The sequence below is a fragment of the Sphingomonas sp. UYP23 genome, assembly GCF_054059235.1.
The window spans coordinates 3,881,389-3,907,815 of the sequence record NZ_JBSSBX010000001.1; the positions used below are offsets into that span (position 1 = coordinate 3,881,389).

Consider the following 26,427-nt stretch of genomic DNA (forward strand, 5'->3'; position numbering starts at 1 on the left):
ATCTCGCAGGGCTGCGGTGGCAACCTGACGGCAAGGAAAAACACGCACGATCGGTTAACTAAACTTGATCTATGTGGTCTTATGACCAAGTTCGACGCCGATCCGATATGGCCCTCGCCGTTGATGCTCCCCTCGGCCTCGCGGCTGCTCGATATGCTGCCGGGGCTGGTCGCCTATTTCGGCCCCGATCTGCGCTATCGCTATGCCAACGCGACCTATGCGGCGTGGCGCGGGCTCGCGCCGGCGCAGATCGTCGGCAGTTCGTGCCGCGAGATCGTCGGCGAGACGAATTATGCAACCGTGCGGGGCCTGATCGAGCAGGCGCTGAAGGGAGATTCGGTCACCGCCGAATATACGCTGTTCGACGGCGCGAACGCGCGCGACGTCCAGGGTAGCTATGTCCCCGATCTCGACACGACGGGGCAGGTGCGCGGCGTGGTCGTGCTGGTCACCGATATCAGCGTTCGCCGCGATCTCGAGGCGCGGATCGTCGAGACCGAGGGGATGTTCGACGATGCCTTCCATCATGCCCCGGTCGGGATGGTGGTCACCAATCCCGACGGCCGGATGGAGCGCGTCAATCGCGCGTTCGCGACGATGCTCGGAATGTCGAGCGCGCACTTGGTCGGGACCGATTTCCGCGCGATCACGCATCCTGACGACGTCTATGCCGACGATCGCCAGTTCCGCCAGCTGCTGGCCGGCCGGCGGAGCAGCTATCGCATGGACAAACGCTATCTGCGTGCGGGTGGCGAGATCGTCCATGCCACGCTCGCCGTCTCCGCGGTGCGCGGTCTCGACGGCACGCCGGTGCGCTTCATCGCACAGATCGAGGACGTGTCCGAGCGCCGCAAGGCCGAGCGCGAGCAACAGGAAGTCACCGCCCGGCTGATGCTCGCGATGGAGGCGGTGCGCGGCGGCTTCTGGCATATCGACGTCGAGACGATGCGCTTCGAGATGTCCCCCTCGTTCCAGCGCTTCGTTTCGGGTAGCGAGACCGCCGGGTCGCTCGATCTCGATGCTTATGCGGCGCGGATCGTGCCCGCCACGCGCGAGGCGGCATCGGTGCAGGCGCTGCTCGACGGGACGATCGACGAGACGTCGGTCGAATATGAATTGCAGACCGTTGCCGGGCCGCGCTGGATGCGCTGCGACCGGCGCCTGCTGCGCGCCCCCGATGGGAGCCCGCTACGCATCGTCGGCGTGACGATCGACATTTCGGAGGACCATGAACGCCAGCTCGCGGCCGAGGCGGCCGCAGGTACCGATCCGTTGACCGGGCTGCTCAACCGGCGCGGGCTCGACCGGCGGCTCGCCGGACCGAGCGCGGGCCAGCCGAGCTTCGGCCTGTCGCTGGGCGTGGTGGCGATCGATCTCGACCGCTTCAAGGCGGTCAACGACAGTATGGGCCACGCGGTCGGCGACGCCGTGTTGGTCGAGGTGGCGCAGCGTCTGCGCGCGGCTGTCCGCCCGACCGACCATGTCGCGCGACTCGGCGGTGACGAATTCGCCGTCCTGCTTCCCGGATCGACCGCCGAGCGCGTCGCCGCGGCGGCGCAACGGATCGAAGCGACGCTCAACGCGCCGATGCTGCAGGGCGAATCGGAGGTGCCGATCAGCGCGAGCGTCGGCGTGGTCATGACCGAGCCGGGCGATGGCGCGACCGCGCTGGAGAGCTTCACGGCGGTGTGGCGTCGCGCCGATTTAGCGCTCTACGCGGCGAAACGCGCGCGCCATGCACGCTGGACGGACCCCGGCTGATCGCGGCGGTGCGCGCACCGGTCGATCAGAGCACGCCAGGCACGAAGCGCTTCACGCGCGCCGCGTAGCGATCGAACGCCGACCCGAACGCAGCGCGCAGCACGACTTCCTCGTGGCGCACCCGCATCCATGTCCCCAGCGCAAAGATCGGCACGCCGACGAGCAGGCTGGCGGTATGGCCATAGGCGATCGCCATCGCCAGCATGACGAACGCCAGCGAGACGTAGATCGGGTTGCGGATCAGCGCGAACGGCCCGGATTCGACCAACTGCCCGTCGCCACGGGTGCGTGCGACCAGTGCCCAGTTCCGGCCCATCGCGCGCGAGGCGGAATCGAACAGCCAGACTGCCGCCAGCATAAGGGCCAGCACGACCGTCGCCTCGATCACCGCTTTCGTTGAGAGCGGATCGAGCGCGATGCGGATCCGCCCGAGCCCGGCGCTGCCGATTCCGAAGCCTTGGACGACGATCCACAGGATCGAGGCGTTCCGGCGTTCCGAATCGGGGCTCGCCGGAGCTTTTCGGCCGCGCGCGCGCGCCAGCAGCAACGCGGTCAGTCCCGCCAATATGCCGATCGCGAATGCCGCGAGGCCGGGAAGCCCGACCGGATCCAACGGAATGAAATTCACGACGACTCCCTTTGCCACGGCAACTGTAGTATTTAGCTAATACACAAGGGTGTCAACTGGCCGGTTTCGCCGCCTTTGCCGCTGCGTCGCGCCACGCCTGATAGTCCTCGATCGCGCCCGCGCGGCGCAGCAGCTTCGCGCTGGGATCGACCACGACGTGCGCGCCGCGCGGCACCGCAACGCTGCCAAAGCCGCCCGTCATCGCCAGTCGGACGATCCGTCCGCCGACCTGCACCTCGACCGGCATCGGAAAGACCCCGCCGCCCGGCGCCTGCCAATGCAAAGCGAGGCGAGTCGCGCTGCGCGTCTCGATCAGCTCGGGGAGCGCCGCCTGGCGCAGATAGACGTCGAAGAACCAGCCATAATCCTTCCCCGTGACGCGCCGCACGATCTTTTCATACTCGGCGGTGGTGGCATAGCGCGGTACGAAATTGCCCGGCCGAGGGTCGAGCCGGCCGTAGACGATCAGCCGCGTCACATCGCGGAACGCTGGGTCTCCGATCAGCGTGCGTAGGCTGTGGAGCATCCACGAGCCCTTGTAATAGATGTCCTGGCCTGGCCCGCCCTTGCTGATCTCATACACCTCTTCCTCGGTGCGGACCTTGCCGGAGACGACGGGGCGGAGGTTGGCGATCTTGTTGCGCTGGTCGGAAAGCATCGTCGCATAGCGCGCCTCGCCCTCGCGCCAGCGGCCGTAGAGCGGCTGCATGTAGCTGCCATAGCCCTCGTGCAGCCAGTAATCGTCCCAATTGGCGGCGGTCATCTGGTTGCCGAAGAATTCGTGCGCGAATTCGTGCTGGAACAGCCAGTCGAAGCCTTCGGGCGCCTTGGCATAGCCGTTGCCATAGGCGTTGATCGTCTGATGCTCCATGCCCTTGTAGGGGGTCTCGACGACGCCGAGCTTTTCGTCGCCGAACGGGTAGGGGCCGACTTCGCTCTCGAAGAAATCGAGCGTCGGGGCGAATTCGGCGAACAGCGCCCTGGCCTTGGCCTCTTCGCCGGGGAGATACCAATAGACCATCGGAATCGTGTTGCCGTAGCGGCTCTTGTAGCTGCCCGCGACCTCCTCGAACGGCCCGACCGTCAGGGCGACGCCGTAGGTGTTGGGGTGCTTGACGCGCCAGTTCCACGTCGTGCGACCATCGGCGAGCGTGTCGACGCCGAGCAGCACGCCGTTCGACGGCGCCTTCAGCCCCTTGGGCACGGTGATATGGAGCGTTACCAGGCCGGGCTCGCCGGTCGGGAAATCGAGGCACGGCCAGAACAGGTCGCACCCGGCGCCCTCCGCGGTCGTGCCGAACCACGGCGCGCCGCTCGGCGTCTTCGCCCACACCACGCCCGGATCCCACGGCGCGTTGACCGCGACGTGCGGCGTGCCGCCATAGGTAAGCTTGGCGGTGACGTGCCCGCCCGCCGCGACCGTGCGCGGGAGTGTGATGACGAGCTGGCCCTCAGGATTGCGCCATGCGCCGGGCGCGAGCGGCGTGCCATCGATCGCCACCGCATCGACCGGCAGGTTGCGGTCGAGATCGAGCACGAGCTTGGTCAACGGCGCCTTGGCGGTGAAGCGCAGCGTCGCGACGCCGCGCAGCGTCTCGGTCTCGGGCAGCACCTCGAAGGCCAGATCGGCGGTGTCGAAGCCGAGCTTCGCCTGCTCGGCGTCGATCGGTCCGCCTGATTTCTGCGTCTGCGCGGTGAGCGGCGGCTCGCCCTTGGTGGGCAAAGCAGCGGCGGTCAGCGCGAAGCAGCCGCACAGGAGCGCGAGACGGGGAGGGATCATGCGGGGCTCAGTTCCACGGAGAAATCGGTGATCGTCAGGCGCAACGACGGGCGGCCATCCTGCAGCATCGTCGTGACGCGCGGGAAGCGGACGCCTTGCGCGCTTACGTTGCCGGTAAAGCTGAAATGCTGGCGGATCGCGGGCGCGCCGGGGGCGGGGGCCGTAAGCACGTAATCGGCCGCGGCGATCTGGCCATCGCGGCCCAGCGTCAACGCGATCGGCGGATAGCCCTCGCGTGCCGCGTTGAGCCGGTTGCGACCCGCCACCGAGACGAACGCCGGGGCAAGCAGCAGATAGGAAAACGCGCCGAGCCGCTGGCGTTCGAACCGCGCTTGCGCGGCGGGGAGGGTGGTCTGCGCGCCGCCCTGCACCAGAAACGCGCTGTCGCGCTCGATCATGACGGTGCGCGCGGTGTCGCGCGTTTCGCTGGTCAGCCAGCTGTCCGAGCGCGCCCGCGCGAACGGCTCGATGCGGCTTTCGACCTGCAGAGTGACCGGCGTTTTTCCGAGCATCATCCATGCCGTGCCGCTCCAGGAAACCACCCGGACGCGCGCCAGCCGATCGCGTCCCCCCGCCGCAGCGAAGGCGCGCGCGAGCGGGTCGCCACCGCCACGCGGCGCGGCGTCGAGCAGCGCAGGCGCCGCCGCCATCGCGATCGTTCCGCCCAAAAGCGCTCGGCGATTGATGGATCGGCAACTCCCCCCATATAAGGGGTCAAGCACGCGGCCTTGTCGCGATCTCGGAGTATCCATGACCCAAGCTTCTTCCACCCCGTCCACTCAGGCTTATCCCGTCCTGCCGTTGCGCGACATCGTCGTTTTTCCGAACATGATCGTGCCGCTGTTCGTCGGGCGCGACAAGTCGGTCGCAGCCCTGGAAGCCGCAATGGCCGCCGACAAGGAGATTTTCCTCGTCGCGCAGCTCGATCCCAGCGAGGATGATCCCGATCGCGACGATCTCTACGAGATCGGCGTCACTGCGGTCGTGCTTCAGCTGCTCAAACTGCCCGACGGCACCGTCCGCGTTTTGGTCGAGGGCAAGCGCCGCGCCGCGCTGACCTCGCTCGTCCAGAGCGATGGCTATCTGTCGGCCGAAGTCGACATGCTCGAAGGCGAGACCGGCGAGTCGGATCTCGACGCCGCGAGCGCCGAGCTGGGCGAGCGCGTCGGCAAGCTTTCGGCCGACGATCTCAGCCCTGATCTCAAGGCGCTGATGCGCTCCGTGATCGACCAGTTCGAGAATTACGCCAAGCTCAACCGCAAGCTTCCGGCGGAAACCGCCGTTCAACTCGGCGAGATCGAGGACGCCTCGAAGCTGGCCGACGCGGTCGCCGCCAACATCCAGGTCAAGGTCAGCGACAAGCAGGCGCTGCTGATCGAGCGCGATCCGGCCAAGCGGCTCGAGATGGTGTTTGCCTTCATGGAGGGCGAGCTCGGCGTCCTGCAGGTCGAGAAGAAGATCAAGTCGCGGGTCAAGCGCCAGATGGAGAAGACCCAGCGCGAATATTATCTCAACGAGCAGCTGAAGGCGATCCAGCGCGAACTCGGCAACGAGGGCGATGACGGCGAAGGCGACGAGATCGCCGAGCTGACGCAGAAGATCGCGACGATGAAGCTCTCGAAGGAGGCGCGCACCAAGGCGACCGCCGAGCTCAAGAAACTGAAGACGATGGCGCCGATGAGTGCCGAGGCGACCGTCGTGCGCAACTATCTCGACGTGCTGCTGGGTCTGCCGTGGGGCAAGAAGTCGAAGATCCGCAAGGACATCTCGGCCGCGCAGGCGGTGCTCGACGAGGACCATTATGCGCTCGAGAAGGTCAAGGACCGGATCATCGAATATCTCGCGGTGCAGGCGCGCACCAACAAGCTGAAGGGGCCAATCCTGTGCCTCGTCGGGCCTCCGGGCGTCGGCAAGACCTCGCTCGGCAAGTCGATCGCCAAGGCGACCGGCCGCGAGTTCATCCGCCAGTCGCTCGGCGGCGTGCGTGACGAAGCCGAGATCCGCGGGCATCGCCGCACCTATATCGGCTCGCTGCCGGGCAAGATCGTGACCAATCTGAAGAAGGCCGGCACCAGCAACCCGCTGTTCCTGCTCGACGAGATCGACAAGCTCGGCCAGGATTTCCGCGGCGATCCGGCCTCGGCGTTGCTCGAGGTGCTCGATCCCGAGCAGAACGCCAAGTTCCAGGATCACTATCTCGAGATCGACGTCGATCTGTCCGACGTGATGTTCGTCACCACCGCGAACACGCTCAACCTGCCGCAGGCGCTGCTCGACCGCATGGAGATCATCCGGCTCGAAGGCTATACCGAGGACGAGAAGGTCGAGATCGCCGAGCGGCACCTGATCGAGAAGCAGATCGAGGCGCACGGTCTCAAGCCGGGCGAGTTCACGCTCACCACCGAGGGCCTGCGCGCGCTGATCCAGTATTATACGCGCGAGGCGGGTGTCCGCACGCTCGAGCGCGAGATCGCCAAGCTCGCGCGCAAGGCATTGCGCCAGATCCTCGAGGGCAAGACGACGAGCGTCACCGTGACGCCCGACAATCTGTCCGACTTCGCCGGCGTGAAAAAGTATCGTCACGGCCTGGGTGAAGAGGAGAACCAGATCGGTGCGGTTACCGGGCTCGCCTGGACCGAGGTCGGCGGCGAGCTGCTGACGATCGAAAGCGTCACCGTGCCCGGGCGCGGTCAGGCCAAGATCACCGGCAAGCTTGGCGACGTGATGAAGGAGTCGATCGAGACTGCGTTCAGCTTCATCAAGGCGCGGTCGCCGTCGTATGGGATCAAGCCGAGCATCTTCGCGCGCAAGGACATCCACATCCATCTGCCCGAAGGTGCTGTGCCCAAGGACGGTCCGTCGGCGGGTATCGGCATCGTCACCGCGATCGTCTCGACGCTGACCGGCGTACCGGTCCGCCGCGACATCGCGATGACCGGCGAGGTGACGCTGCGCGGCCGCGTGCTGCCGATCGGCGGGCTTAAGGAGAAGCTGCTCGCCGCTCTGCGCGGCGGGATCACAACCGTGCTGATCCCGCACGAGAACGAGAAGGATCTGGCCGACATTCCGGCCAACATTCGCGACGGGTTGAAGATCATTCCGGTGGCGCATGTCGACGAGGTTCTGCGCCTTGCGCTGACGGGCCCGCTCACCGCGATAGACTGGACCGAGGCCGACGACCTCGCCGCGCAGCCGCCGGCGGGTGTCCCGGCCATCGGGGGTGAACTGCACCACTAAGCTCGGAATAGCGTATATTACTGCATCCTCGCCGTTTTCACCGGCGGCGGGGGTGTTTTTGCTTTGACAGCCCCGATGCGAGCCGCCTTACTGTACCACCGGCTTTTGCCTGGGAATCATTTCAGCGTATTTTTTTTCAAACGGGGGTTTCGTGGCCATGAACAAACAGGAACTGATCGCGACGGTGGCCGACACGTCGGGTCTGACCAAGGGTGATGCAAGCAAGGCCGTCGAAGCCGTGTTCGAAGCAGTGTCCGCCGCGCTGAAAAAGGGCGATGAAGTGCGTCTCGTCGGCTTCGGGACGTTCTCGGTTTCCAAGCGCAAGGCCTCGACCGGTCGTAACCCGCGCACCGGCGAGCCGATGACGATCAAGGCCTCGTCGCAGCCCAAGTTCAAGGCCGGCAAGGGCCTCAAGGATTCGGTCAACTGATCGAACGTTCGGAATTTTCGGGCATCGGCGCTGGACAAACGGCGCCGGCTCGTTTTAAGAGATCGGCATCAGGGCGGCGCTAGGCCGCCCTTATCCGTTTCGCCCCATCGCATCGCGCGGGGCAGCGGGCGCGTAGCTCAGTGGTAGAGCACACCCTTCACACGGGTGGGGTCGCAAGTTCAATCCTTGCCGCGCCCACCATATCGAAGCCGCCGGATCCGCTTGGGTCCGGCGGCTTTTTTTCGGTCGTTCGGCTATCGCCACGGGCGCTCGCGATACCATTTGGTGATGACGTATTTGGTCCCCGCGCGGCTTTGTTGCATAATTACGCGAGAGCATGACCGACGTTTTACTTGAAGATGTTATTGGATGCGGACGGTCACCGGCGTTCCTATTTCGGAGAACCGATTGAGAATTGCAGCACGGACTTTGAGCTCGGTAATCTGACGATCGAAGGTGCGGGCGACAACGCGCTGGCCCAGGAGTTTGAAGCAGTGCATTTTGGTCTCGACCAGACTGCGGCGATGATAGCCGCTCCACTTTTTCCAGATTGCGCGACCAAGCCGCTTTGTCGCGCGTAGCGCTCCATTGCGTGCATCGACGCCGGGACCGCCTTCTGCCCATGGTTGCCCGTTGCGGCGGACCGGGATGACCGCATCGGCACCGCGCCCGGCAATAGCGGCATGGCAGTCCCTGGTATCATAAGCGCCATCTCCGCCGACGCTGAGTATCCGCTCGTCTCCGGGAATTTGCGCCAGGAGAACGGGCAGCGTCGGTGCGTCACCAATGGCATTCGTCGTGACCTCAATGGCCCGGATATCCAGCGTCCCAGCATCAATCCCGAGATGCACCTTGCGCCACTGGCGACGGTAGGACGGTCCGTGTTTGCGCGTCTTCCACTCGCCTTCTCCCGTCATTTTGATCCCGGTGCTGTCGACCAGCAGGTGCAGTCCGCCCGAGCTGATCCGCCCGCCGAGGTTGACCTTCAACGTCTTCTGCCGTCGGCACAGCGTCGTATAATCCGGCACCGACCAATCCAGCCCCGCCATTTTGATCAGGCTCGAAACCAACCCCGTCACTTGCCGCAAAGGCAGGTTGAACAGCGTCTTCAGCGTCAGGCACAGCTCTATCGCGCTGTCTGAAAACCGCATCGGGCGACCAGGGCGACCACACGGCTTCGAAAGCCAGTGCATCTCCGGATCAAACCATATTTCCAGCGACCCACGCCGCTTCAGCGCCGCATTATACTCAGGCCAGTTCGTCGTACGATACACAGGTGCGGCAGGTTTGGGCATTACGCCTATCTATACCGCTCGATTCCCTGCGTGAATCCCCGCCATCAGTTTTGCAACAAAGCCCCCCGCGCGCACTTTCATGCCGTGGTGGAGGCTCGCAGGATTGGGCGACCCATCGGGTCGCCGGTTGTTCCAGGCGAGCAATTTGCCCATCTCGGGCTGGATGATCTTGTCGATCGCCTTGAAGCGTGTCGCGCCACCCGCGTCGGGCTCGTTGAGATAGAGCATCACGGTCCAGGTGCGGTTGCCCGCGATCCGGCAATAGCGGTCGAAATCGATCCCGAGCGGATCGAAATAATCGGTATGCGGTTTGAACTCCTGGCCGACTGCATAGCGTTGGCCCTGGATCGGTTCGCCATGCGTCGGGTCGAGCCCGGTAAAGGCGGCGATCTGCGCATCGAGCGCGATCGTCAGCGGGTCGAGCGGGTCGAGATCTCCCGTCTCGCTGGTGCGGAAGGCGCGGTCGCCGTTGAAGTCGGAGACCGTCGAGGGGCGGCGCGTGGCGTCAACGGCGGCGCGCAAGCCGGTGCAGGTCTCGGCGTCGAGGAAGGCGCGGCGAACGAAAAGGGGGAGCTTGGGCGAGGGCACGCGCTGGACGCCGGGCTGGCTTGCCAGATGCGCGGTCATCGCCGCCGCATCGAGGCCCGAGCCGAAGCGGGCGGCGGCTGGTGGAGCGGGAGCATCGGTCACGCCGCCTCCCTTGCCAAAGGTCCTGCAGGTTTTCCAGACGATAGCGGCGCGTCCGATCGGCGACCTGCCACGTACACGGTTCACAGCGGCGCTGCGTGACGGTAACACGGGTGTCGACGGGACGTCGCGATCGGGGATGGGTCCACATGCGCTTGGTTTTGGATGCGCGCGCGCGGGCGTTCCTGCGGCGGCTTCCGGTTACGACGGTCTATTCGACGCTCGAGCTGGCGCTGATCGCGCTGCTGGCGATCCAGAGCGCGCGGCTGGTGTGGGCGGTGCTGACTCCGGTCGGCCCGGTCGGCATCTGGCGCCCCGAGCAAGGCGCGGTCGCGGGCTCGCCCGAAGCGATCCTGCGCGGCTTCGATCCTTTCTACCGCGCGAGCGGCGGCGATGCGGTGGGGCCGGCGGTCGTCACCACGCTCCAGCTGACCCTGTTCGGCGTGCGAATCGACGAAGCGCAGGGCGGCGGCTCGGCGATCATCGCCGGGCCCGACGGTGTCCAGCAAAGCGTCGGCGTCGGGCAGGAGATCATGCCCGGCGTGCGGCTCAAGGCGGTTGCGTTCGATCATGTCACGATCGACCGCGGCGGTGCGGCGGAGGATCTGTATCTGCCGCAGACCGAGCAGGCGCCCGTCCAAGCCGTGCCGAACGGGCCACCGCTGATCGGCGGCGGCGCGCTGTCGGGCGGCGCTGCGCCACCGTCCGCCGAGATCGGACCGCAAGGCGTCAGCTTCGCACAGATGCGCCGCGACGTCGGCTTCATCCCGCGGATCGATGGCGGCCGGGTGAGCGGCCTCACCGTGCGCGCGCAGGGCGCGGGCGCAGGGTTCCGCGCGGCGGGCTTGCGCGACGGTGACGTCATAACGCAGATTGCGGGCAAGCCCGTCGGCGGCGCCGAAGACATAGAGCGTCTTGCCGCGCAATATGCCAAGGGCGGACAGCTGAGCTTATCGGTCGAGCGCGGCAAAGACACGGTACCACTCGTCATTACGATTGCGGGGCAATGAAGAAACTGATCCTGACGCCCATCCTCGCGATGACGCTAGTCGCCGCCGCGCAGGCGCAACAGACGATGAACGTGCGCGATGCCGACATTCGCGCCTTTATCGCCGATGCCGCGCGCGTGACCGGGCGGACCTTCATCATCGACGCGCGCGTGGCGGGCAAGGTGACCGTCGTCACCGATCACCCGGTGAGCAGGTCGCAATATTTCGAGATCTTCCTCTCGACGCTGCGCGCCAACGGGCTGGTCGCGGTGCCGACCACCAACGGCGCGTTCCGCATCCAGCCGACCGACAGCGCCGCCTCGCAGCCGAGCCGCGTCGGCGTCCGCGGCGCGACGAGCAACAGCTATATCACCGAGATCGTCCGGTTGCGCTCGATCGACGCGCAATCGGCGGTCGATACGGTGCGCGGGCTGATCTCGCCGCAAGGTTCGGTCACCGCGAACCGCGGTGGCAACAGCCTGGTGATCGTCGATTTCGCCGACAATGTCCGCCGCGTCCGCGAAGTGCTGCGCCGGATCGACACCGACACTGCATCGACGCGGATCATCGCGCTGAAAAATGCCGGCGCGCGCGAGATCGCCACCGCGCTGCAGGCGCTCGCCGGGCAAAGCGTGGGCGGAGCGGGGGGCGGTGCTGCACCCGCAGCGGGCACGTCGGTGAGCGTCGTTGCGGTGAACAGCTCGAATTCGGTCGCGATCCGCGGCGATGCGACATCGGTCGCGCGGCTCGCCGCGGTCGCCGAGGATCTCGACCGCCGCGCCAAGAACGGCACCGAGATCAAGGTGATCTTCCTCGAAAACGCCGATGCCGAGCAATTGCTGCCCGTGCTCCAGCAGCTTGTCGGCCAGACGCCGTCGCCGATCACCAATCAGCAGCTGTCGGCGTCGAACTTCGGCAGCAACAGCCAGTCGACCGGCAGTACCGGCGCCAATTCCGTCTCGCGTCCCGCCAATACGCCCGCGGTGCAGCAGGACACCGGATCGACCGGCAACGCCCCGAGCCAGACCGCGATCACCTCGGGCGGTCGGACGGCGTCGGTGGTGACGCGCTTCGTCGGCGCGAACGCGATCGTCATCGCCGCACCCGCCGAAGTGCAGCGCCAGCTCGCCGAGGTGGTCCGCCAGCTCGACACGCGGCGCGAGCAGGTGCTGGTCGAGGCGATCGTCGCCGAGGTTTCGGATTCGATGTCGAGCCAGCTCGGCGCGCAATTCGCGGTGGGGAGCGCGAGCGGCGGGGTGTTCGCGGCGTCGAGCTTCAGCAACGCTGCGCCGAGCTTGCTGACGATCGCCGGCGCGGTCGCGGCGAACCAGCTCGGGAGCACGACGACCACGATCAACGGGTCGACCGTCACGACCAGCACCAACAGCGCGGCGAGCGATTCGCTGACGCAGAGCGCGCTGAGTTCGGTCCTCGGCGCGAGCGGCGGGTTCGGCGGATTTGCCGGCAAGATCGGCAGCACCGTGTTCGCCTCGATCATCAATGCGTTGAAGAGCGACACCACGTCGAACCTGTTGCAGGTCCCGCATCTGGTGATGCTCGACAATCAGGAGGCACACAGCCTCGTCGGCCAGGAAATCCCGATCACGACCGGAAAGGCGCTCTCGACCAATTTCGACAATGCCTTCCAGACCACGCAACGGGAAAACGTCGGGATCGAGCTGACGGTGCGCCCGCAGGTCAATTCCTCGGGGACGGTCAAGCTCAACCTGCGGCTCGAGGTCAGTTCGATCGCCGGGCCGGTATCGAGCAGCAATGCCGACCTCATTCTCAACAAGCGCGAGGTCGAGACCGTCCGCACCGTCGACGATGGCGATATCGCGGTGATCAGCGGCCTGCTCGATGATAACGAGCGGCGCACGATCGAGAAGATTCCGTTGCTCGGCGACATTCCGGGGCTGGGCAATCTGTTCCGTTCGAAGGCGAAGTCGCGGACCAAGACCAATCTGATGATCTTCATCCGTCCGACGATCCTGCGCAGCGCCGAGGACAGCCGCAAGCTGACCGAGCAGCGCTATGGCTATTTGCGGCTCCAGCAGGGGCTGGCGATGCCGAACGACGAGCCGTCGATCGACCAGCTGGTGCGCGATTACATGGGCGCCGCTCCGCCGATCCCGAGCGCGCCGGTCCCGGGGAATATCGAGGATCCGCGGATCATGGTGCCGGTGCAGCGGAGCTCGAGCACGGTGATCCATACGAAGCGGGACCGGTGATGGCGGGGGATGAGCCCGCCGCTCCCCTCTTATCCCCCTCCCGCGTGCGGGAGGGGCTAGGGGAGGGCCGTGCCGCAAACGCTGCGCTCGACCTAGACGGCCCTCCCCCAACCCCTCCCGCAAGCGGGAGGGGAGTCCTGTCGCCCGAGCTGGTAGCGGCAACCATCCCCTACGCCTTCGCGCGTCGCTTCGGCGTCGTCCTCGACCCCACCCACGACCAGCTCACCGTCGCGATGCGCGAAGGCTCCGACCCCAAGGTCCTGCTCGAACTCCGCCGCCATCTCGCGCGCGCCTTCGACGTGACCTTCGTCGCGGCGCCCGAATTCGACCGCCTGCTCTCCGAAGCGTACGCCATGGACGGCCAGGCCGCCGCGATGGCCGCGGGTACGCTCGGCCTCGGCGATGAGCTCGACCTGCTCGCCGATCATCTCCCCACCGCCGACGATCTGCTCGACACCGCCGACGATGCCCCGGCGATCCGGTTGATCAACGGCATCATCGCCGATGCCGCGCGCAACGGCGTGTCGGACATCCATATCGAGCCGTACGAGACCGGCCTCGTCGTGCGCATGCGCATCGACGGCGTCCTGCGCGAGACGCTGCGCATGCCGCCGCACGTCGCCCCGGTCGTCGTCAGCCGCGTCAAGGTGATGGCGCGGCTCGACATTGCCGAGCGGCGCGTGCCGCAGGACGGTCGCATCGGGCTGACGCTGGGGGGCAAGCTGCTCGACGTCCGCGTCTCGACGCTGCCGAGCCGCGCGGGCGAGCGCGTCGTGCTGCGTATCCTCGACAAGGAGAATGCCGGGATCACGCTCGACGTGCTCGGGATGACGCCGGCGATCAACCAGTTGCTCAAGGAAGCGATCACCGAGCCGAACGGGATCATCCTCGTTACCGGGCCGACCGGCTCGGGCAAGACGACGACGCTCTATGCCTCGATGCGCTTGCTCAATGACGGCAGCCGCAACATCCTGACGGTCGAGGATCCGGTCGAGTACGCGATGGAGGGCGTCGGGCAGACGCAGGTCAATGCCAAGGTCGGGCTGACCTTCGCCGCCGGCCTGCGCGCGATCCTGCGGCAGGATCCCGATGTCGTGATGGTCGGCGAAATCCGCGATCGCGAGACCGCCGAGATCGCGGTGCAGGCGTCGCTGACCGGGCATCTCGTGCTGTCGACGGTCCACACCAACGACGCGGTCGGCGCGATCACGCGGATGCGCGACATGAAGGTCGAGCCGTTCCTGCTCGCCTCGACGCTGCGCGCGGTGATCGCGCAGCGCCTGGTGCGGCGGCTGTGCGAGGTGTGCCGGCGGCCGGTGGCGGCGGATGCATCGGTGGCGGCGCTGCTCGGGTTCGAGCCGGGCGCGATCGTCTATCAGGCGGTCGGGTGCGAGCAGTGCCAGGGGACGGGCTATAAGGGCCGCGTCGGCGTCTATGAAGCGATCCGCATCGACGAAACGGTGCGGCGGCTGATCAACGATGGCGGCGACGAGGCGCTGATCGCGCGGCATGCGTTCCTGCATGCACCGACGCTGGGGTCGGCGGCGCGGCAGTTGGTGCGCGACGGGGTGACGACCGCCGAGGAAGCGGTGCGCGTGTCGCGGCGCGATATGGCCGATGCCGAGGCGCCGATGGTGGTGCCGGAGATTGTCAGTGAGTGACCTCCCTTCTTCCTCCCCTCCCTGGAAGGGAGGTGCCGGGGGTGGGCCGGCCCGTGGCGCGGTCGAGGCTTGCATAGGCGTGGGATCACCGTCCCGGGGAGAGAGCAACGCCTGCATTGGGCCGACCCACCCCCAACCCAGCGCCGGGTCGGCCATGCCCCCGGCATGGCCTGAACAGCGTGGGGCGCTGTTCACCCGGCGCTCTTCCAGGGAGGGGAGTATCCGTGCCTGACTTCGACTATCTCGCGATCGACACCAAGGGCCGCGAGGCGCGCGGGGCGATCGCCGCGCCGTCGATCGACGCCGCGCGCGCGCTGCTCGACCGGCGCCGGCTCTACGTCGTCAAGGTCGAACCCGGTTCGGGTCGCCAGCCCAAGGGCAAACCGCTCCTCTCTGACCTCCGCCTGGGCTCGAAAAAGATGAGCACCAAGCAGCTCACGCTCTTCACCCGCCAGCTCGCCACGCTCAACCGCGTCTCGCCGCTCGAGGAATCGCTCCGCACGATCTCGCGCCAGACCGAGCAGCCGCATGTCCGCGCGATCGTCGAATCGGTCCATGCCGGCGTGGTCGAGGGTCGCCGCCTGCACGAGGCGATGGCGCGCGAAGGCAAGAGCTTCCCATCGCTCTATCGTGCGATGGTGTCGGCCGGCGAGAGCTCGGGCTCGCTTCCCGTCATTCTCGAACGCCTCTCGGTGCTGCTCGAGCGGCAGGCCGAGATCAACGGCAAGATCATCACCACACTCGCGTATCCGGCCGTGCTCGCGGTGGTGGCGATGGCGGTCGTCACCGCACTGATGGTATTCGTCGTGCCGCAGGTGGTCGAACAGTTCGACACCGTCGGGCAGCAGCTCCCGTTCCTCACCCGCGTGGTGATGGGGCTGTCGAATTTCATGGTCGGCTATTGGTGGGCGATCCTGCTCGTCATCCTGCTCACCGGTTTCGGTTCGTGGCGTGCTCTCAAGAACCCGCGGATCAAGCTCGGCTTCGACAGCTGGATCCTCAAACTGCCGATTCTCGGCCGCCTGTTCCGCGATCTCCACGCCGCCCGCATGGCGCGCACGCTCGCGACGATGGTCGCCAGCCGCTTGCCCTTGCTCGAAGGCCTGACGCTGACCGGCAGCACGATCCATAACCTGCGGCTCAAGCAGGCGTCGGACGAGATCATCGAATCGATCCGCGGCGGCGGCAGCCTGTCGGCGGCGATGCGCCGGGCGGGCGTCTTTCCGCCGCTGCTGACGTATCTGGCTGCATCGGGCGAGACGGCAGGACAGCTCGACGACATGCTCGAGCGCGCCGCCGAATATCTCGAGCGCGAGTTCGATCGGTTCACCACCACCGCGCTGTCGCTGCTTGAGCCGATCATCATCGTCGTGATGGGGGGTGTCGTCGCGACGATCGTGCTATCGATCCTGCTGCCGATCCTGCAGCTCAACACGCTTGCCGGACAATGAGGTTTGTTATGTCTGTTTCCGCTCCCCGCCCATCGCGCCGCCGCCGCAAGCAAGAAGACGGCTTCACGCTGATCGAACTGATGGTCGTGATCGTCATCATCGGCCTGCTTGCCGCGATCGTGACCTACAACGTCCTGCCGCTCGGCGACAAAGGCAAGATCGTCAAGGCCAAGGCCGACATCTCGACGATCGAGGGCGCGCTCGACCTCTACAAGCTGCAGAACGATTCCTATCCGTCGACCACCGACGGCCTTCAGGCGCTCGTCGCTGCGCCGGCCGATGCCGATGCGTCGAAATACCAGCGCGGCGGCTACATCAAGAAGCTCCCGCTCGATCCGTGGGGCAAGCCGTATCTCTATGCGGCACCCGGCGCGCATGGCGAGGCCGATGTCTGGACGCTCGGCGCAGACAAGAAGGAAGGCGGCGAGGGCGTCAATGCCGATATCGGCAGCTGGCAGTAAACGCCGCAAGGGCGAGCCGGGGGGCGAGCGGGGGCGCGAGCGCGGCTTCACGCTGATCGAGCTGATGGTCGTCGTCACGATCATCGGCCTCGCCAGCGCCGCGGTCGTCTTCGCCTTGCCCGATCCGCGCGGTCGCCTTGCCGACGAGGCCGCGCGCTTTGCCGCGCGCGCCAGTGCCGCACGCGATCTCGCCGTGGTCGGCGCGAAACCGATCAGCGTGTGGGTGTCCGAAGGCGGCTACGGGTTCGACGAGCGTGTCGACGGCGCCTGGGTCGCGATGGCCGAAAAACCGCTGCGCGTGACGGGGTGGGGCAAGGGGACGCACGCCACGCCATCGGGCGCCGGAACGCGCGACCGCGTACTGTTCGATTCGGTCGGCAGCACCGATCGTCCGCTCGACGTGACGCTCGTGCGTTCGGGCGAGACGCTGGTCGTCCATATCGGCAATGACGGCAAGGTCCGCATCGGTGGCTAAGTCCCGCGGCTTTACCTTGATCGAGATGATGGTCGCGCTCGCCGTGTTCAGCCTCGCCGCGCTTGCCCTGATCCGGCTCGAAGGCGCGACGATCCGCGGTGCGGCGACGCTCGACACGACGCTGCTCGGCCAGACCGTCGCGCGCAATGTCGCGATCGAGGCGATGACCGATGCGCGCCCGCCGACGATCGGCACCGCGAGCGGCAGCGAAAGCAATGGCGGGAGCAGCTGGAGCTGGACACGGACGGTCCAGCCGACCGGGAACATCCGCGTCTTGCGAATTGATGTCACCGTGCGCGATGCGGCGGGGCGCCAGGCTGGGCATCTCACCATGGTCCGCGACGGGACCCGCACCCCATGACGCGCCGCCCCGCCGAACACGGCTTCACTCTGGTCGAGGTGATGATCTCGCTGCTGATTTTCGGCCTGCTCGCCGCGGCGGGGGTGGCGCTGCTGTCCTTCTCGGTCCGCGCGCAGACCGCCACCGGCGTCAAGCTCGACGACGTATCGGCGATGAACCGCCTCACCTCGATCCTCACCGCCGATCTCGCCGAGGCGACCACCCGCCAGACGCGCGGCGAGGATGGCGGCGCACGTCCGCCCTTCACGGGCGAAGCGGGCGCGGCAGCCGCCCCAATGCTCCGCCTCGTCCGCAGCGGCTGGAGCAACCTCGACGGTACGCCGCGCGCGAGCGTGCAGAAGGTCGAATATGGCGTCGTCGACGGCGCGCTCGCGCGGACCGCCTATCCGATGCTCGACGGTGCCGCGCCGCTGCCGCCGACACCGCTGCTGACGCACGTCCGCCAGGTCACGCTGCGCTACCGCATCAAGGGCGCGTGGAGCGACCGCTGGACCGGCACGCCGCAGACGCCGCTCCCCGATGCGCTCGAACTGCGCGTGTTGCGGGATAGCGGCATCGCGACGCGCCAGCTGTTCCTCGTCGGCACCGGCTATGGGAGGCGCGTCGATGACCGCGTCGGTTGAGCGTAAGGCCTCCGAGCGCGGCGCGGCGTTGCTGACGGTGTTGCTGCTCGTCGCGGTGATCGCGGTGCTGGCCGGGACCGCGCTCGAGCGGCTGCGGCTCGCGACGCGGCTCGGCGGCAACGCCGTCGCGCTCGATCAGGCGCGGGCTTACTCCTTCGCGACCGAGACGCTCGCGGTGGTCAGGGTCAGCGACCTGCTCCGCAAGAGCCCCGACAAGGTCACGCTGCAGGGCGGCTGGAGCGGCACGCCCTATCCGCTGCCGATCGCCAACGGCACCGCCACCGCGACCGTGGTCGACGGCGGCAATTGCTTCAACCTCAACAGCCTCGTCACCGAGACGCCCGCCCGAAGCGGCCAGTATTTCGCCTATACGCCGGCGCAACTGCAGTTCGCCCGGCTGATCCGGCTGGTCGATCCGTCGGCCGGCTCACCCGACGCGATCGCCGCCGCCGCCGCCGACTGGATCGACAGCGACGATGCCCCGCTCACCGGCGGCGCCGAGGACAAGGACTATCGCGGCGGCGCGCAGCCCTATCGCACCGCCAACACGCTGATGGCCGACCCGAGCGAGTTGCGCGCGGTCCGCGGCGTGACGCGCAACGATTACGAGTCGCTGCGCCCGTGGCTCTGCACCTTGCCCGTCGCCGCGCCCGCGAAGATCAATGTCAACACGCTGCTGCCCGAACAGGCGCCGCTGATTGCGATGCTGCGGATCGGGCTGTCTCCCGAAGCGGTGCGCCAGGTTCTGCTGCAGCGCCCGGCGGCGGGCTTTGCGACGAGCACGGCGTTCTGGGCGCAAAGCGCGGTGCGCAGCACCACCGGCGACGACGCGCCGGGGCAGACCGACATCAAGACGACATGGTTCTCGCTCACCGTGCGCGTTGCGCTGGGCGGGGCCACGCTGGAACAAACCGGACTGATCGACGCGACGGTGCTTCCCGCGCGGCTCGTATCGCGGCAATGGGGCGAGCCATCATGACAGAAACGCTTGTCCTCTTCCTTCCCGCGCACGATCTGCCGTGGCGCTGGCTGCGCATCGCGGGCGATGCCGTGACCGCGCGCGGCGAGGGCTTTCCGCTGCTCGCCGCCGATGCGCCGGTGGCGCATGTCGCGGTCGCACCCGCCGATGCGGTGACGCTGCACTGGGCCGAGCTGCCCGATCGTTCGCTCGCGCAATCGGTCACCGCCGCGCGGATGCTTGCCGCCGATGCGAGCGCGAGTCCGATCGGCGAGCTTCACGTTGCGGTCGGACGCGAGGGCGCGATCCTCGAACGCCCGATCGGCGTGGTGGCGGCCACGCAGATGCGCGCCTGGCTCGACCTGCTTGCGGAAAACGGCGTCGATCCCGCGGCCGTGCTCCCCGCGCCGCTGCTGCTGCCGCGCCCCGAATCAGGCTATCTGCGCGCCGATCTTGGTGGCGAAGGGGTCGTGCGCGGGACGACCAGCGGGTTCGCCGACGAAGCGCGGCTGACCGAGCTCGTCACCGGCGGCGCCGCACCCGCCATATTGCCGCGCGATGCGCTCGAGGCGGCGATCGTCGCGGCGGTCGTGGCGCCGCCGCTCGACCTTCGCCAGGGTGCGTTCGCGCGCAAGACGCGGATCGGGGTCGATTGGGCGCTGGTCCGTCGGCTCGGCTGGCTCACCGCCGCGACGCTGGTCGTGACGCTGCTGATCACGATCGTCCAGCTGATCGCCTATTCGACCGCCGCCGACGATCTCGAGCGCCGCACCGATCTGCTCGCGCGCACCGGCCTTGCGCGTGCCGAGGCGGTCAGCGATGCGGACCGCCAGCTCAGCGCGCGGCTCGACCGGCTGCGCGGCGGCGGCCAGGGCTTCAGCCGGACCGCGGCGGCGGTGTTCGCGGCGATTCGCGCGACGCCGGGGAGTGAGGCGCATACGCTCGGTTTCGATCCGAACGGCACGCTGCGCGTCGGCGTCGGGGTGCAGAACGAGGGGCAGATCCTCGATCTGCAACGGCGGCTCGAGGCGAGCGGGTTCGCCGCCGTCGCGCAGGGCCAGTTTCAGGCGGTCAACGGCCGCCTTTCGGGAGATCTGACGGTGAAGCCGCGATGACCGAGCGTTTCCTCCTCTGGTATCGTACCCGCAGCCAGCGCGAACAGTATTTGCTGATCGCCGGCGGGGTCTTCGCGGCGCTGGTGTTCGGCTATTTCCTCGTCGTGCCGCTGAGCGATGCGCTCGATTCGGCAAAGGCGCGCCATGCCGACGCCGTGATCGCGCTCGGCGAGACGCAGGTCCGCGTCGATGCGGTCAAGGCAGCGCAGGCGATGCTTGCCGCGCCGCTCGACGCGCCGCTCGAATCGGTGATCCGCGCGCGTGCCAACGATGCAGGCTTTGCGCTGACCAATGTCACGCCGCAGGGCAATGACCGCGTCGCGATCGCGATCGCTTCCGCGCGGCCGGGCGCGCTGGTCGGCTGGCTCGCGCAGCTCGAGGCCGACGGCATTCTGGTCGATCAACTCGCCACCACCGATACCGGCGACCACGGCGTCGCGGTCCAGCTCACGTTGAAGGCGAAGCATCCATGACGCGCTTTCGCCTCAAGACAGGTCCGGTCGCGCTGTTCGGCGCGGTGTTCTTTGCGGCATTGCTGATCCTGCTGCCATTGCGCTTCCTGCTCGGCTGGTTCGATCTCGATTTGACCCGCGTCGCGGCGCGCGCCGCGACGGGAAGCGTGTGGTTCGGCGGACTGCGCGAGGCGCAGGTCGGGACGATCGCACTGGGGGACGTGAAGGCCTCGCTCTCGCCCTGGGCGCTGCTCGGAGGCCGGGCGCGGGTCGCCCTGGCAAGCCCCGACGTGGGCGGCGATCCCGCCACGACTCGCGCGGTCCACGGCGCGATCAGCGTCTCGCGCCACGGTGTCGGGCTCGATTCGATGAGCGCGCGGCTGCCGGCGGGCGACGTCTTCGCGCCGCTTCCGGTCAGCGGGATCGATCTCGACGAGGTCACGCTCCGCTTCGTCGACGGCAAGTGCGAGGCGGCGGAAGGTCGGGTCAAGGCGACGCTCGGCGCCGATATCGCCGGTATCAGCCTGGGGCAGGGGCTTGCCGGCACCGCGCGCTGTGACGCCGGCGCGCTGTTGCTCCCGCTGGCAAGCCAGTCGGGGACCGAGCAGATCGCGCTGCGGCTGTGGCCGGCCGGCCGTTTCCGCGCCGAGCTGACGGTGAAACCGGTCGATGCGACCGCCGCGCAGAAACTCGAGCTCAGCGGCTTTCAACCGACCCCATCGGGGCATCGCCTGACGATTGACGGTAAATTCTGAGCGATCCATTCTTGACGCTGGCCCCCCGACCCCGCTAGGGGCGCTTCCTCTGCGGCGATCGTAGTTCAATTGGTTAGAGCGTCGGCTTGTGATGCCGGATGTTGCGGGTTCAAGTCCCGTCGGTCGCCCCACTTCTTTTCAGCAGCCAGGAATTTGTCCGTGACCACCGGATGGGGCTTCCCCGATTTCGACGATCATGAGGGCGTGCACCTCTTCACCGATCCGGCCTCGGGGCTTCGGGCGGTCATCGCGATTCATTCGACCAAGCTCGGACCGGCGGCGGGTGGCGTGCGTTTCTGGCATTATGCCGATAGCGATCGCGCGATCACCGACGCGCTGCGTCTGTCGCGCGGGATGAGCTTCAAGAACGCGATGGCCGATCTGCCGATGGGCGGCGGCAAGGGCGTCGTGCTCGCGGCGAACCCCGGCGAGACGATCAGCCACGCGCAGCTCGAGGCGTTCGGCCGCGTGGTCGATTCGCTCGGCGGGCGCTATGTGACGGCCGAAGACGTCGGCATGTCCGAAGCGAGCATGAAGACGATCGCGACCAAGACCAAGCATGTCTCGGGTCTCCCCGTCGCGGCGGGGAGCGCCGGCGGTGATCCCGGGCCCTACACCGCAATGGGCGTCTATCTCGGCGTCAAGGCCGCCGCCAAGCGTGGTCTCGGCACGACCGACATGAAGGGCGTGCGCGTCGCGATCCAGGGCGTCGGCAGCGTCGGCGGCGGGCTCGCCCGGCTGCTCGCCAAGGACGGCGCGGTGCTCACGCTGGCGGACGTCAATGCGGATCGCGCCAAGGCGCTCGCCGAAGAGCTCGGCGCGCAGACCGCAGCAGCAGATGACATTCTTGCCGTCGAGGCCGACATCGTCAGCCCGAACGCGCTCGGCGCGATCCTGACTCCGGCTTCTATCGCGGCGCTTCGCACCACGATCGTCGCGGGCGGTGCGAACAACCAGCTCGAGACCAAGGCCGAAGGCGCGGCGCTGCAGGCGCGGGGCATCCTTTACGCGCCCGATTACGTCATCAACGCCGGCGGCATCATTAACGTCGCGCTCGAATATCTCGGCCACGGCGATCAGGCCGAAGTCGAGGCGCGCATCGCGCGGATCCCCGACCGGTTGATCCAGGTGTGGGACGAGGCCGAGCGCACCGGCGCGCCGATCTCCGACGTCGCCGACACGATCGCCCAGCGTCTGATCGGGCGCGCCTGAAAGGCCGCCGCGCGGGCGCCTTCGGGTGTCCGCTGAATGGCGGTCGGGCATTGGCGCGACGGGCGCCATCGGTCAGAATTTTCGCATGCCACAGCGTCTCACCCTGACCTCGCTCCTCGTCGCGGACTATGATCCGGCCATTGCCTTCTTTGTCGACGCGCTCGGCTTCGAGCTGCGCGAGGACACCGCGCTGGGCGATGAGAAGCGCTGGGTCGTCGTTGCACCGCCGGGCAGCGCAAGCGGGCTGCTGCTGGCGCGCGCCGTCGGCGATGTCCAAGTCGGCGCGGTCGGCAATCAGAGTGGCGGACGCGTGTTGCTGTTTCTGGAGACCGACGATTTTGCCCGCGACCACCATGCGTATACGCAGCGCGGCGTCCGGTTCGTGGAGGCGCCGCGGCGCGAGCCGTACGGAATCGTCGCCGTCTTCGAGGATCTCTACGGCAACCGCTGGGATCTGATCCAGCCCCTACGCGCCGGCGACTGACGCCGGGTCGATTGCGCGCGCGAAGAGGCGGCGAGTCCGCACTTGTGGTTAGACGTTGCGCGCAAATCCCGTACAGCAGCGTGATGAACACACGACAGACGCAATGAGTGGCTGGATAGGCTTGGCGCTGATCGGCGTCGTCGTAGCTGGAGCCTTGTGGGTCAGCGGCGTGTCCCGCGCGCTCTGGACGCTGGTCGGCGCGGCCCTGATGCTCGGCGCTGCCGGTTACGCGCTCCAGCAACGCGCCGGGCTCGGGGAGCATCTGGCGGTCTCCGACGCGATCCCCGTGGCGGTCGCGCCCGAGATGATCGAACTGCGCGATGCGATGCTCGGGCGGTTCACCGGCGATGGGGCGTATCTGATGGCGTCGGACGCGTTGATGCGCTCAGGCAGCCGACGCAGCGGCGTCAACGTCGTGCTGCTCGGGCTCAATCATTATCCGCTAAGCCTGACGCTGTGGACCGGGCTGGGGACGGCGTTGGTACAGCATGATGCATCCGTGTCGCCCGCCGCGCGACTGGCGTTCGACCAGGCGACCCGGCTCGCGCCCGAGCATCCCGCGCCGCCGTTCTTCGAAGGGCTCGCTTATGCGCAGACCGGACAGTATCGCACCGCGCGCCTCTATTGGGCGCGTGCGCTGAAGTTGGCGCCGGCCGCTGCCGGATATCATCGCGACATCGCGCTGCGCTTGGCGGCGCTCGATCTGGTGATCGCGCAGCTCAACTGATCGGCCACGAAAAAGGGCGCCTTCCGCTAGGAAGACGCCCCAATCGTCAGACCTGGGCCGAAGCCCGGCAGGTCTTACTTGGCAGCCTTGGCGACGTTGTCGGCCTTGGCTTCGCCCGCGTCACGGACGTTGTCGGCAGTGTCATGCAGTTCGTCGGCCTTGTTCGCCAGGACGTCCGAAGCAACCGCGTTCGAGGTGTTCGAAGCCATGTCGTCGATCATCGACGCGTTGTTGTCGATGCCGTCGGCGATGACGTCAGCATTGTTTTCGATTGCAGCAGCTTCAGGGTTCTTGTTGCAAGCGGCGAGCGAGACCAGGCCGGCGGCGACGAGAACAAGGGCGATCTTCTTCATGCAATTGCTCCCAAGCAAATTAGCGCTTCGCAACCGGCCCTATGCCGCTCGCGAAGATCGGAGGCATAGCGCCCCGCTGCGGTGCGTCAATCGCAAATCGGCCATAGACGGGCGCTTCTGCCACCTTTCGGCCATATTTGCGACGAGCCGAGCAACCGTCATTTCTTCGGCGTAACCGGGCCGATCGCTTCGGGCGCATCGGCGACGACGGCTAGAACCGCGGTCCAAGCTGCGACATTTTGCCGCAATTGCTGCGGGTCGATGCGCTCCAGCGTGTCCTCGGGCGTGTGGTGGTAATCGAAATAGCGGGTCCCGTCCTGGTTGAGATCGACCGCCGCGACCCCGGTTGCGAGCGTCGGCCCGACATCGGTTCCGTCGCCCGCGATGCCTGCGCCGTGCACGATGCCAAGCGGCGCAAGCGCGGCGGTCAGGCGATCGCCGACGGGCTTGGCGGTCGCCGGAAGGTTGGTCTCGAAGCGCCACACCCGGTCGGCGCCGAAATCGGATTCGGCCGCCATCGCGTGCGTCTCGCCGGCATGTGCCTTTGCGTAGGCGAGCCCGCCGAAACCGCCCGTCTCTTCATCGCCGAACCAGACGACGCGGATCGTGCGACGATGCCGCCCCGCATCCATCATCCGCTTGGCGGCGGCGGTGGTGATCGCGACGCCGGACGCATCGTCGATCGCACCGGTGCCGAGATCCCAGCTGTCGAGGTGTCCGCCGATCAGGATCGTGCCGGCTGCCGGATCGGTGCCGGGGACTTCGGCGACGACATTGCCCGACATGCGGCTTGGCACGAACGTAGGCGTCAATGTCAGGTGGAGCGTGACGGGCTTGCCGCGCTTGACCATCCGCTCGAGATTGGCGGCATCGGAGACCGACAGCGCAGCGGCGGGGATCGGCGCTACACCGGGCGCGAAGTTTGTGACGCCCGCATGCGGCCCGCGGCCGTGGTCCGATCCGATCGAGCGAATGACGATCGCGCTCGCGCCTTTCTGCGCCGCGATGCTCGGCCCGGCGCGGCGCGCCTGGCCCTCGGGGCCGTAGGCCGAGCCGTCCTGATTGGCCTGCATCGCGTTCGAGACAAAGGCGATCTTGCCGGTCAGGCTGCCATCGGGTGCCGCCCGAAGATCGGCGAGCGAGGCGAAGAACACGACCGGCAGCGTCAGCCCCTCGGCCGGCGTAGCGCCCGAATTGCCGAGCGCGGTCAGCCGCAGCGGCTGTTCGAACGGTGCGACGACGTCGGCGGTCTCGGCACCGCGCACCCAGACGTTCTTGAGCTCATAGGGCTCGATCCGCACATTCTTGAAGCCGAGGCTCTTCAGCTTGGCGACCGCCCACTGCCGCGCGCGCTCTTCCTTGGGCGATCCATCGGGGCGGGGGCCGACCTCGGTGGTGAGCCCCTCGACGATGTCATAGGCAATATCGTCGTTCAGCGCCTTGTCGCGCAGCGCCGCGACTGCGGGATCGACCAATGGCGCGGGGCGCTGCGCCAGCGCGGGACCGGCGAGCAAGGTTGAGGCGAGCAGCAACGAAGGGGCGAGGGCGCGGAGCTTGGTCAAGAAGGAGTCCCGTCTGTGTGCAAGGGGTTGATGGCGGCGACACCGAGCGAGACGGCGGCGCGGACCTGGCGGATGTCGGTCGAAACCAGTGTAAGCCCGAGACGCCGCGCGACCGCAATGTGAATCGCATCGGGAAAGCGCAGTCCGAGTTCGAAGCGCAGCATGTAGCCCGTGGCGACGGCAATATCGGATGGCTCGATCGTGATGTGGGCCCAATCGGGAAGACGCGTGGGGAGATCGAGCAGCAGCGCCTGCGCCTTGCTAGCATCCAACTGCTGCATCCGGACCCGCCGACCGACCGCCGAGGCGAGCTTCCCAAAGCCGAAGTCACTATAGGTAAGGCTGGGCTTCGTCGTCTCGATCCAGTGACGCACGCCGATCCAGTCGGTATCGCGGAACACCAGCGTGCCGATCACACTGGCATCGCAATAGTGGCTCAATGATCGTCCTCGTCACGCATCTCGCTGACCAGATCGCCCCAACTCTGTTCGAAGTGCGGCATCGGGTATTCAGAGTGCAAACGCGCAAGCCCCGCTATGTCGAAGGTCCTTGGTTCCACGGCGGCTGGCGCAGGCGCTGGAGCCGCAACGGTCGCCACCACCACGCCATCGCGCACGATCACCACCGCGTCGCCGCGCTCGACCGCTTCGACCAGAACGGCGACGCGGCGCCCGTCCGAGATGTCGATCCGTTCCATACCAGGAAGCTACCGCACCCCGCCCACGTTGCCAACGCCCCC

At 67.4% G+C, this 26,427-nt stretch carries 27 protein-coding genes and 2 tRNA genes; 20 read left to right on the forward strand and 9 right to left on the reverse strand.

All coding sequences use genetic code 11. From position 1 onward, the window contains the following. The first annotated feature begins 81 nt into the window (after positions 1-81). Positions 82-1,761 carry a diguanylate cyclase domain-containing protein gene (locus tag ACVWYO_RS19145; protein ID WP_457353511.1) on the forward strand — a complete coding sequence of 560 codons (1,680 nt, stop codon included), beginning with the start codon at positions 82-84 and terminating at the stop codon, positions 1,759-1,761. A 25-nt stretch (positions 1,762-1,786) separates the two neighbouring features. Here ACVWYO_RS19145 and ACVWYO_RS19150 read toward each other — a convergent pair whose 3' ends face one another. Genes ACVWYO_RS19150 through ACVWYO_RS19160 form a run of 3 tightly spaced genes read right to left on the reverse strand, consistent with a single transcriptional unit; the run spans position 1,787 to position 4,819 of the window. Then, the gene (locus tag ACVWYO_RS19150; protein ID WP_457353513.1) at positions 1,787-2,389 is read right to left on the reverse strand and encodes a methyltransferase family protein; all 603 of its coding nucleotides are present in this window, start codon (positions 2,387-2,389) and stop codon (positions 1,787-1,789) included. A 52-nt stretch (positions 2,390-2,441) separates the two neighbouring features. Beyond that, positions 2,442-4,169: a M1 family metallopeptidase gene (locus ACVWYO_RS19155; RefSeq protein ID WP_457353515.1), complete on the reverse strand. Its 1,728-nt coding sequence runs from the start codon at positions 4,167-4,169 to the stop codon at positions 2,442-2,444. Next, positions 4,166-4,819, reverse strand: a complete 654-nt coding sequence (locus tag ACVWYO_RS19160; protein WP_457353517.1) for a hypothetical protein — start codon at positions 4,817-4,819, stop codon at positions 4,166-4,168. The genes ACVWYO_RS19155 and ACVWYO_RS19160 overlap by 4 nt, the downstream gene beginning before the upstream one ends. A 100-nt stretch (positions 4,820-4,919) precedes the next feature. On the opposite strand from ACVWYO_RS19160, the gene lon reads away from it, so the two are divergent. The 3 genes from lon (at position 4,920) to ACVWYO_RS19175 (ending at position 8,037) form a co-directional block, all read left to right on the forward strand. After that, complete coding sequence (gene lon / locus ACVWYO_RS19165) at positions 4,920-7,406, forward strand: endopeptidase La (RefSeq protein ID WP_457353519.1); 2,487 nt, start codon at positions 4,920-4,922, stop codon at positions 7,404-7,406. Positions 7,407-7,563: 157 nt separating this feature from the next. Further along, entirely contained in the window at positions 7,564-7,836 is a 273-nt protein-coding gene (locus tag ACVWYO_RS19170; RefSeq protein ID WP_133191967.1) for an HU family DNA-binding protein, read from the forward strand. A 126-nt stretch (positions 7,837-7,962) separates the two neighbouring features. After that, positions 7,963-8,037 (forward strand) — tRNA-Val (locus ACVWYO_RS19175). 161 nt (positions 8,038-8,198) lie between these two features. On the opposite strand, the gene ACVWYO_RS19180 is transcribed toward ACVWYO_RS19175, so the two are convergent. Both ACVWYO_RS19180 and ACVWYO_RS19185 read right to left on the reverse strand, forming a co-directional pair. After that, positions 8,199-9,131 carry an IS5 family transposase gene (locus ACVWYO_RS19180; protein WP_457348219.1) on the reverse strand — a complete coding sequence of 311 codons (933 nt, stop codon included), beginning with the start codon at positions 9,129-9,131 and terminating at the stop codon, positions 8,199-8,201. A 9-nt stretch (positions 9,132-9,140) separates the two neighbouring features. Further along, the gene (locus ACVWYO_RS19185; protein ID WP_457355059.1) at positions 9,141-9,758 is read right to left on the reverse strand and encodes a 2OG-Fe(II) oxygenase; all 618 of its coding nucleotides are present in this window, start codon (positions 9,756-9,758) and stop codon (positions 9,141-9,143) included. 209 nt (positions 9,759-9,967) lie between these two features. Here ACVWYO_RS19185 and ACVWYO_RS19190 point away from each other — a divergent pair, with 209 nt between their 5' ends. From ACVWYO_RS19190 to ACVWYO_RS19265, 16 genes are all read left to right on the forward strand, one after another. Further along, positions 9,968-10,828: a type II secretion system protein N gene (locus ACVWYO_RS19190; RefSeq protein ID WP_457353522.1), complete on the forward strand. Its 861-nt coding sequence runs from the start codon at positions 9,968-9,970 to the stop codon at positions 10,826-10,828. Then, the gene (gene gspD / locus ACVWYO_RS19195) at positions 10,825-13,038 is read left to right on the forward strand and encodes a type II secretion system secretin GspD (protein ID WP_457353524.1); all 2,214 of its coding nucleotides are present in this window, start codon (positions 10,825-10,827) and stop codon (positions 13,036-13,038) included. The genes ACVWYO_RS19190 and gspD overlap by 4 nt, the downstream gene beginning before the upstream one ends. Positions 13,039-13,082: 44 nt before the next feature. Then, a complete protein-coding gene (locus ACVWYO_RS19200) occupies positions 13,083-14,699 on the forward strand; it encodes a GspE/PulE family protein (RefSeq protein ID WP_457353526.1) in 1,617 nt (538 codons plus the stop codon). A gap of 224 nt (positions 14,700-14,923) precedes the next feature. Then, a complete protein-coding gene (gspF, locus tag ACVWYO_RS19205; protein ID WP_457353528.1) occupies positions 14,924-16,150 on the forward strand; it encodes a type II secretion system inner membrane protein GspF in 1,227 nt (408 codons plus the stop codon). A gap of 8 nt (positions 16,151-16,158) precedes the next feature. After that, positions 16,159-16,611, forward strand: coding sequence for a type II secretion system major pseudopilin GspG (gspG, locus tag ACVWYO_RS19210; RefSeq protein WP_457353530.1), 453 nt, complete (start codon positions 16,159-16,161; stop codon positions 16,609-16,611). Beyond that, positions 16,586-17,086 carry a GspH/FimT family pseudopilin gene (locus ACVWYO_RS19215; RefSeq protein WP_457353532.1) on the forward strand — a complete coding sequence of 167 codons (501 nt, stop codon included), beginning with the start codon at positions 16,586-16,588 and terminating at the stop codon, positions 17,084-17,086. The genes gspG and ACVWYO_RS19215 overlap by 26 nt, the downstream gene beginning before the upstream one ends. Next, positions 17,058-17,447 carry a type II secretion system minor pseudopilin GspI gene (gene gspI, locus ACVWYO_RS19220; RefSeq protein WP_457353534.1) on the forward strand — a complete coding sequence of 130 codons (390 nt, stop codon included), beginning with the start codon at positions 17,058-17,060 and terminating at the stop codon, positions 17,445-17,447. The genes ACVWYO_RS19215 and gspI overlap by 29 nt, the downstream gene beginning before the upstream one ends. Next, positions 17,444-18,070 (forward strand): type II secretion system minor pseudopilin GspJ, encoded by a 627-nt coding sequence (gene gspJ / locus ACVWYO_RS19225; protein ID WP_457353536.1) that lies wholly within the window; start codon positions 17,444-17,446, stop codon positions 18,068-18,070. Before gspI ends, gspJ begins: the two co-directional genes overlap by 4 nt. Then, positions 18,054-19,049, forward strand: a complete 996-nt coding sequence (gene gspK, locus ACVWYO_RS19230; protein ID WP_457353538.1) for a type II secretion system minor pseudopilin GspK — start codon at positions 18,054-18,056, stop codon at positions 19,047-19,049. The genes gspJ and gspK overlap by 17 nt, the downstream gene beginning before the upstream one ends. After that, complete coding sequence (gspL, locus tag ACVWYO_RS19235) at positions 19,046-20,143, forward strand: type II secretion system protein GspL (RefSeq protein ID WP_457353540.1); 1,098 nt, start codon at positions 19,046-19,048, stop codon at positions 20,141-20,143. The genes gspK and gspL overlap by 4 nt, the downstream gene beginning before the upstream one ends. After that, positions 20,140-20,616 carry a type II secretion system protein GspM gene (gene gspM, locus ACVWYO_RS19240; protein WP_457353542.1) on the forward strand — a complete coding sequence of 159 codons (477 nt, stop codon included), beginning with the start codon at positions 20,140-20,142 and terminating at the stop codon, positions 20,614-20,616. Before gspL ends, gspM begins: the two co-directional genes overlap by 4 nt. Beyond that, a complete protein-coding gene (locus ACVWYO_RS19245) occupies positions 20,613-21,350 on the forward strand; it encodes a type II secretion system protein N (RefSeq protein ID WP_457353544.1) in 738 nt (245 codons plus the stop codon). The genes gspM and ACVWYO_RS19245 overlap by 4 nt, the downstream gene beginning before the upstream one ends. A gap of 54 nt (positions 21,351-21,404) precedes the next feature. After that, a tRNA-His gene (locus tag ACVWYO_RS19250) sits at positions 21,405-21,481 on the forward strand. Positions 21,482-21,509: 28 nt separating this feature from the next. After that, positions 21,510-22,562, forward strand: coding sequence for a Glu/Leu/Phe/Val family dehydrogenase (locus tag ACVWYO_RS19255; protein ID WP_457353546.1), 1,053 nt, complete (start codon positions 21,510-21,512; stop codon positions 22,560-22,562). A gap of 25 nt (positions 22,563-22,587) precedes the next feature. Continuing rightward, positions 22,588-23,046 (forward strand): VOC family protein, encoded by a 459-nt coding sequence (locus tag ACVWYO_RS19260; RefSeq protein WP_457353548.1) that lies wholly within the window; start codon positions 22,588-22,590, stop codon positions 23,044-23,046. A gap of 103 nt (positions 23,047-23,149) precedes the next feature. Continuing rightward, positions 23,150-23,773 (forward strand): tetratricopeptide repeat protein, encoded by a 624-nt coding sequence (locus tag ACVWYO_RS19265; RefSeq protein WP_457353550.1) that lies wholly within the window; start codon positions 23,150-23,152, stop codon positions 23,771-23,773. Positions 23,774-23,847: 74 nt separating this feature from the next. On the opposite strand, the gene ACVWYO_RS19270 is transcribed toward ACVWYO_RS19265, so the two are convergent. The 4 genes from ACVWYO_RS19270 to ACVWYO_RS19285 all read right to left on the reverse strand — a co-directional run bounded on the left by ACVWYO_RS19270 (position 23,848) and on the right by ACVWYO_RS19285 (position 26,385). Continuing rightward, positions 23,848-24,126, reverse strand: coding sequence for a hypothetical protein (locus tag ACVWYO_RS19270; RefSeq protein WP_140849051.1), 279 nt, complete (start codon positions 24,124-24,126; stop codon positions 23,848-23,850). 158 nt (positions 24,127-24,284) lie between these two features. After that, positions 24,285-25,688, reverse strand: coding sequence for a M20/M25/M40 family metallo-hydrolase (locus ACVWYO_RS19275; protein ID WP_457353552.1), 1,404 nt, complete (start codon positions 25,686-25,688; stop codon positions 24,285-24,287). Beyond that, positions 25,685-26,128, reverse strand: coding sequence for a type II toxin-antitoxin system VapC family toxin (locus ACVWYO_RS19280; protein ID WP_457353554.1), 444 nt, complete (start codon positions 26,126-26,128; stop codon positions 25,685-25,687). The genes ACVWYO_RS19275 and ACVWYO_RS19280 overlap by 4 nt, the downstream gene beginning before the upstream one ends. Further along, entirely contained in the window at positions 26,125-26,385 is a 261-nt protein-coding gene (locus ACVWYO_RS19285) for a hypothetical protein (protein ID WP_457353556.1), read from the reverse strand. Before ACVWYO_RS19285 ends, ACVWYO_RS19280 begins: the two co-directional genes overlap by 4 nt. Between the last annotated feature and the right edge of the window lie 42 nt (positions 26,386-26,427).

Bases quoted from the DNA above. Each gene is read 5' to 3' on its own strand.
- ACVWYO_RS19145 (WP_457353511.1), top strand. From the start codon at position 82: ATGACCAAGTTCGACGCCGATCCGATATGGCCCTCGCCGTTGATGCTC.
- ACVWYO_RS19155 (WP_457353515.1), bottom strand. From the start codon at position 4,169: ATGATCCCTCCCCGTCTCGCGCTCCTGTGCGGCTGCTTCGCGCTGACC.
- ACVWYO_RS19160 (WP_457353517.1), bottom strand. From the start codon at position 4,819: ATGGCGGCGGCGCCTGCGCTGCTCGACGCCGCGCCGCGTGGCGGTGGC.
- lon (WP_457353519.1), top strand. From the start codon at position 4,920: ATGACCCAAGCTTCTTCCACCCCGTCCACTCAGGCTTATCCCGTCCTG.
- ACVWYO_RS19170 (WP_133191967.1), top strand. From the start codon at position 7,564: ATGAACAAACAGGAACTGATCGCGACGGTGGCCGACACGTCGGGTCTG.
- ACVWYO_RS19180 (WP_457348219.1), bottom strand. From the start codon at position 9,131: ATGCCCAAACCTGCCGCACCTGTGTATCGTACGACGAACTGGCCTGAG.
- ACVWYO_RS19185 (WP_457355059.1), bottom strand. From the start codon at position 9,758: ATGACCGCGCATCTGGCAAGCCAGCCCGGCGTCCAGCGCGTGCCCTCG.
- ACVWYO_RS19190 (WP_457353522.1), top strand. From the start codon at position 9,968: ATGCGCTTGGTTTTGGATGCGCGCGCGCGGGCGTTCCTGCGGCGGCTT.
- gspD (WP_457353524.1), top strand. From the start codon at position 10,825: ATGAAGAAACTGATCCTGACGCCCATCCTCGCGATGACGCTAGTCGCC.
- gspG (WP_457353530.1), top strand. From the start codon at position 16,159: ATGTCTGTTTCCGCTCCCCGCCCATCGCGCCGCCGCCGCAAGCAAGAA.
- ACVWYO_RS19215 (WP_457353532.1), top strand. From the start codon at position 16,586: ATGCCGATATCGGCAGCTGGCAGTAAACGCCGCAAGGGCGAGCCGGGG.
- gspI (WP_457353534.1), top strand. From the start codon at position 17,058: ATGACGGCAAGGTCCGCATCGGTGGCTAAGTCCCGCGGCTTTACCTTG.
- gspJ (WP_457353536.1), top strand. From the start codon at position 17,444: ATGACGCGCCGCCCCGCCGAACACGGCTTCACTCTGGTCGAGGTGATG.
- gspK (WP_457353538.1), top strand. From the start codon at position 18,054: ATGACCGCGTCGGTTGAGCGTAAGGCCTCCGAGCGCGGCGCGGCGTTG.
- gspL (WP_457353540.1), top strand. From the start codon at position 19,046: ATGACAGAAACGCTTGTCCTCTTCCTTCCCGCGCACGATCTGCCGTGG.
- gspM (WP_457353542.1), top strand. From the start codon at position 20,140: ATGACCGAGCGTTTCCTCCTCTGGTATCGTACCCGCAGCCAGCGCGAA.
- ACVWYO_RS19245 (WP_457353544.1), top strand. From the start codon at position 20,613: ATGACGCGCTTTCGCCTCAAGACAGGTCCGGTCGCGCTGTTCGGCGCG.
- ACVWYO_RS19265 (WP_457353550.1), top strand. From the start codon at position 23,150: ATGAGTGGCTGGATAGGCTTGGCGCTGATCGGCGTCGTCGTAGCTGGA.
- ACVWYO_RS19270 (WP_140849051.1), bottom strand. From the start codon at position 24,126: ATGAAGAAGATCGCCCTTGTTCTCGTCGCCGCCGGCCTGGTCTCGCTC.
- ACVWYO_RS19285 (WP_457353556.1), bottom strand. From the start codon at position 26,385: ATGGAACGGATCGACATCTCGGACGGGCGCCGCGTCGCCGTTCTGGTC.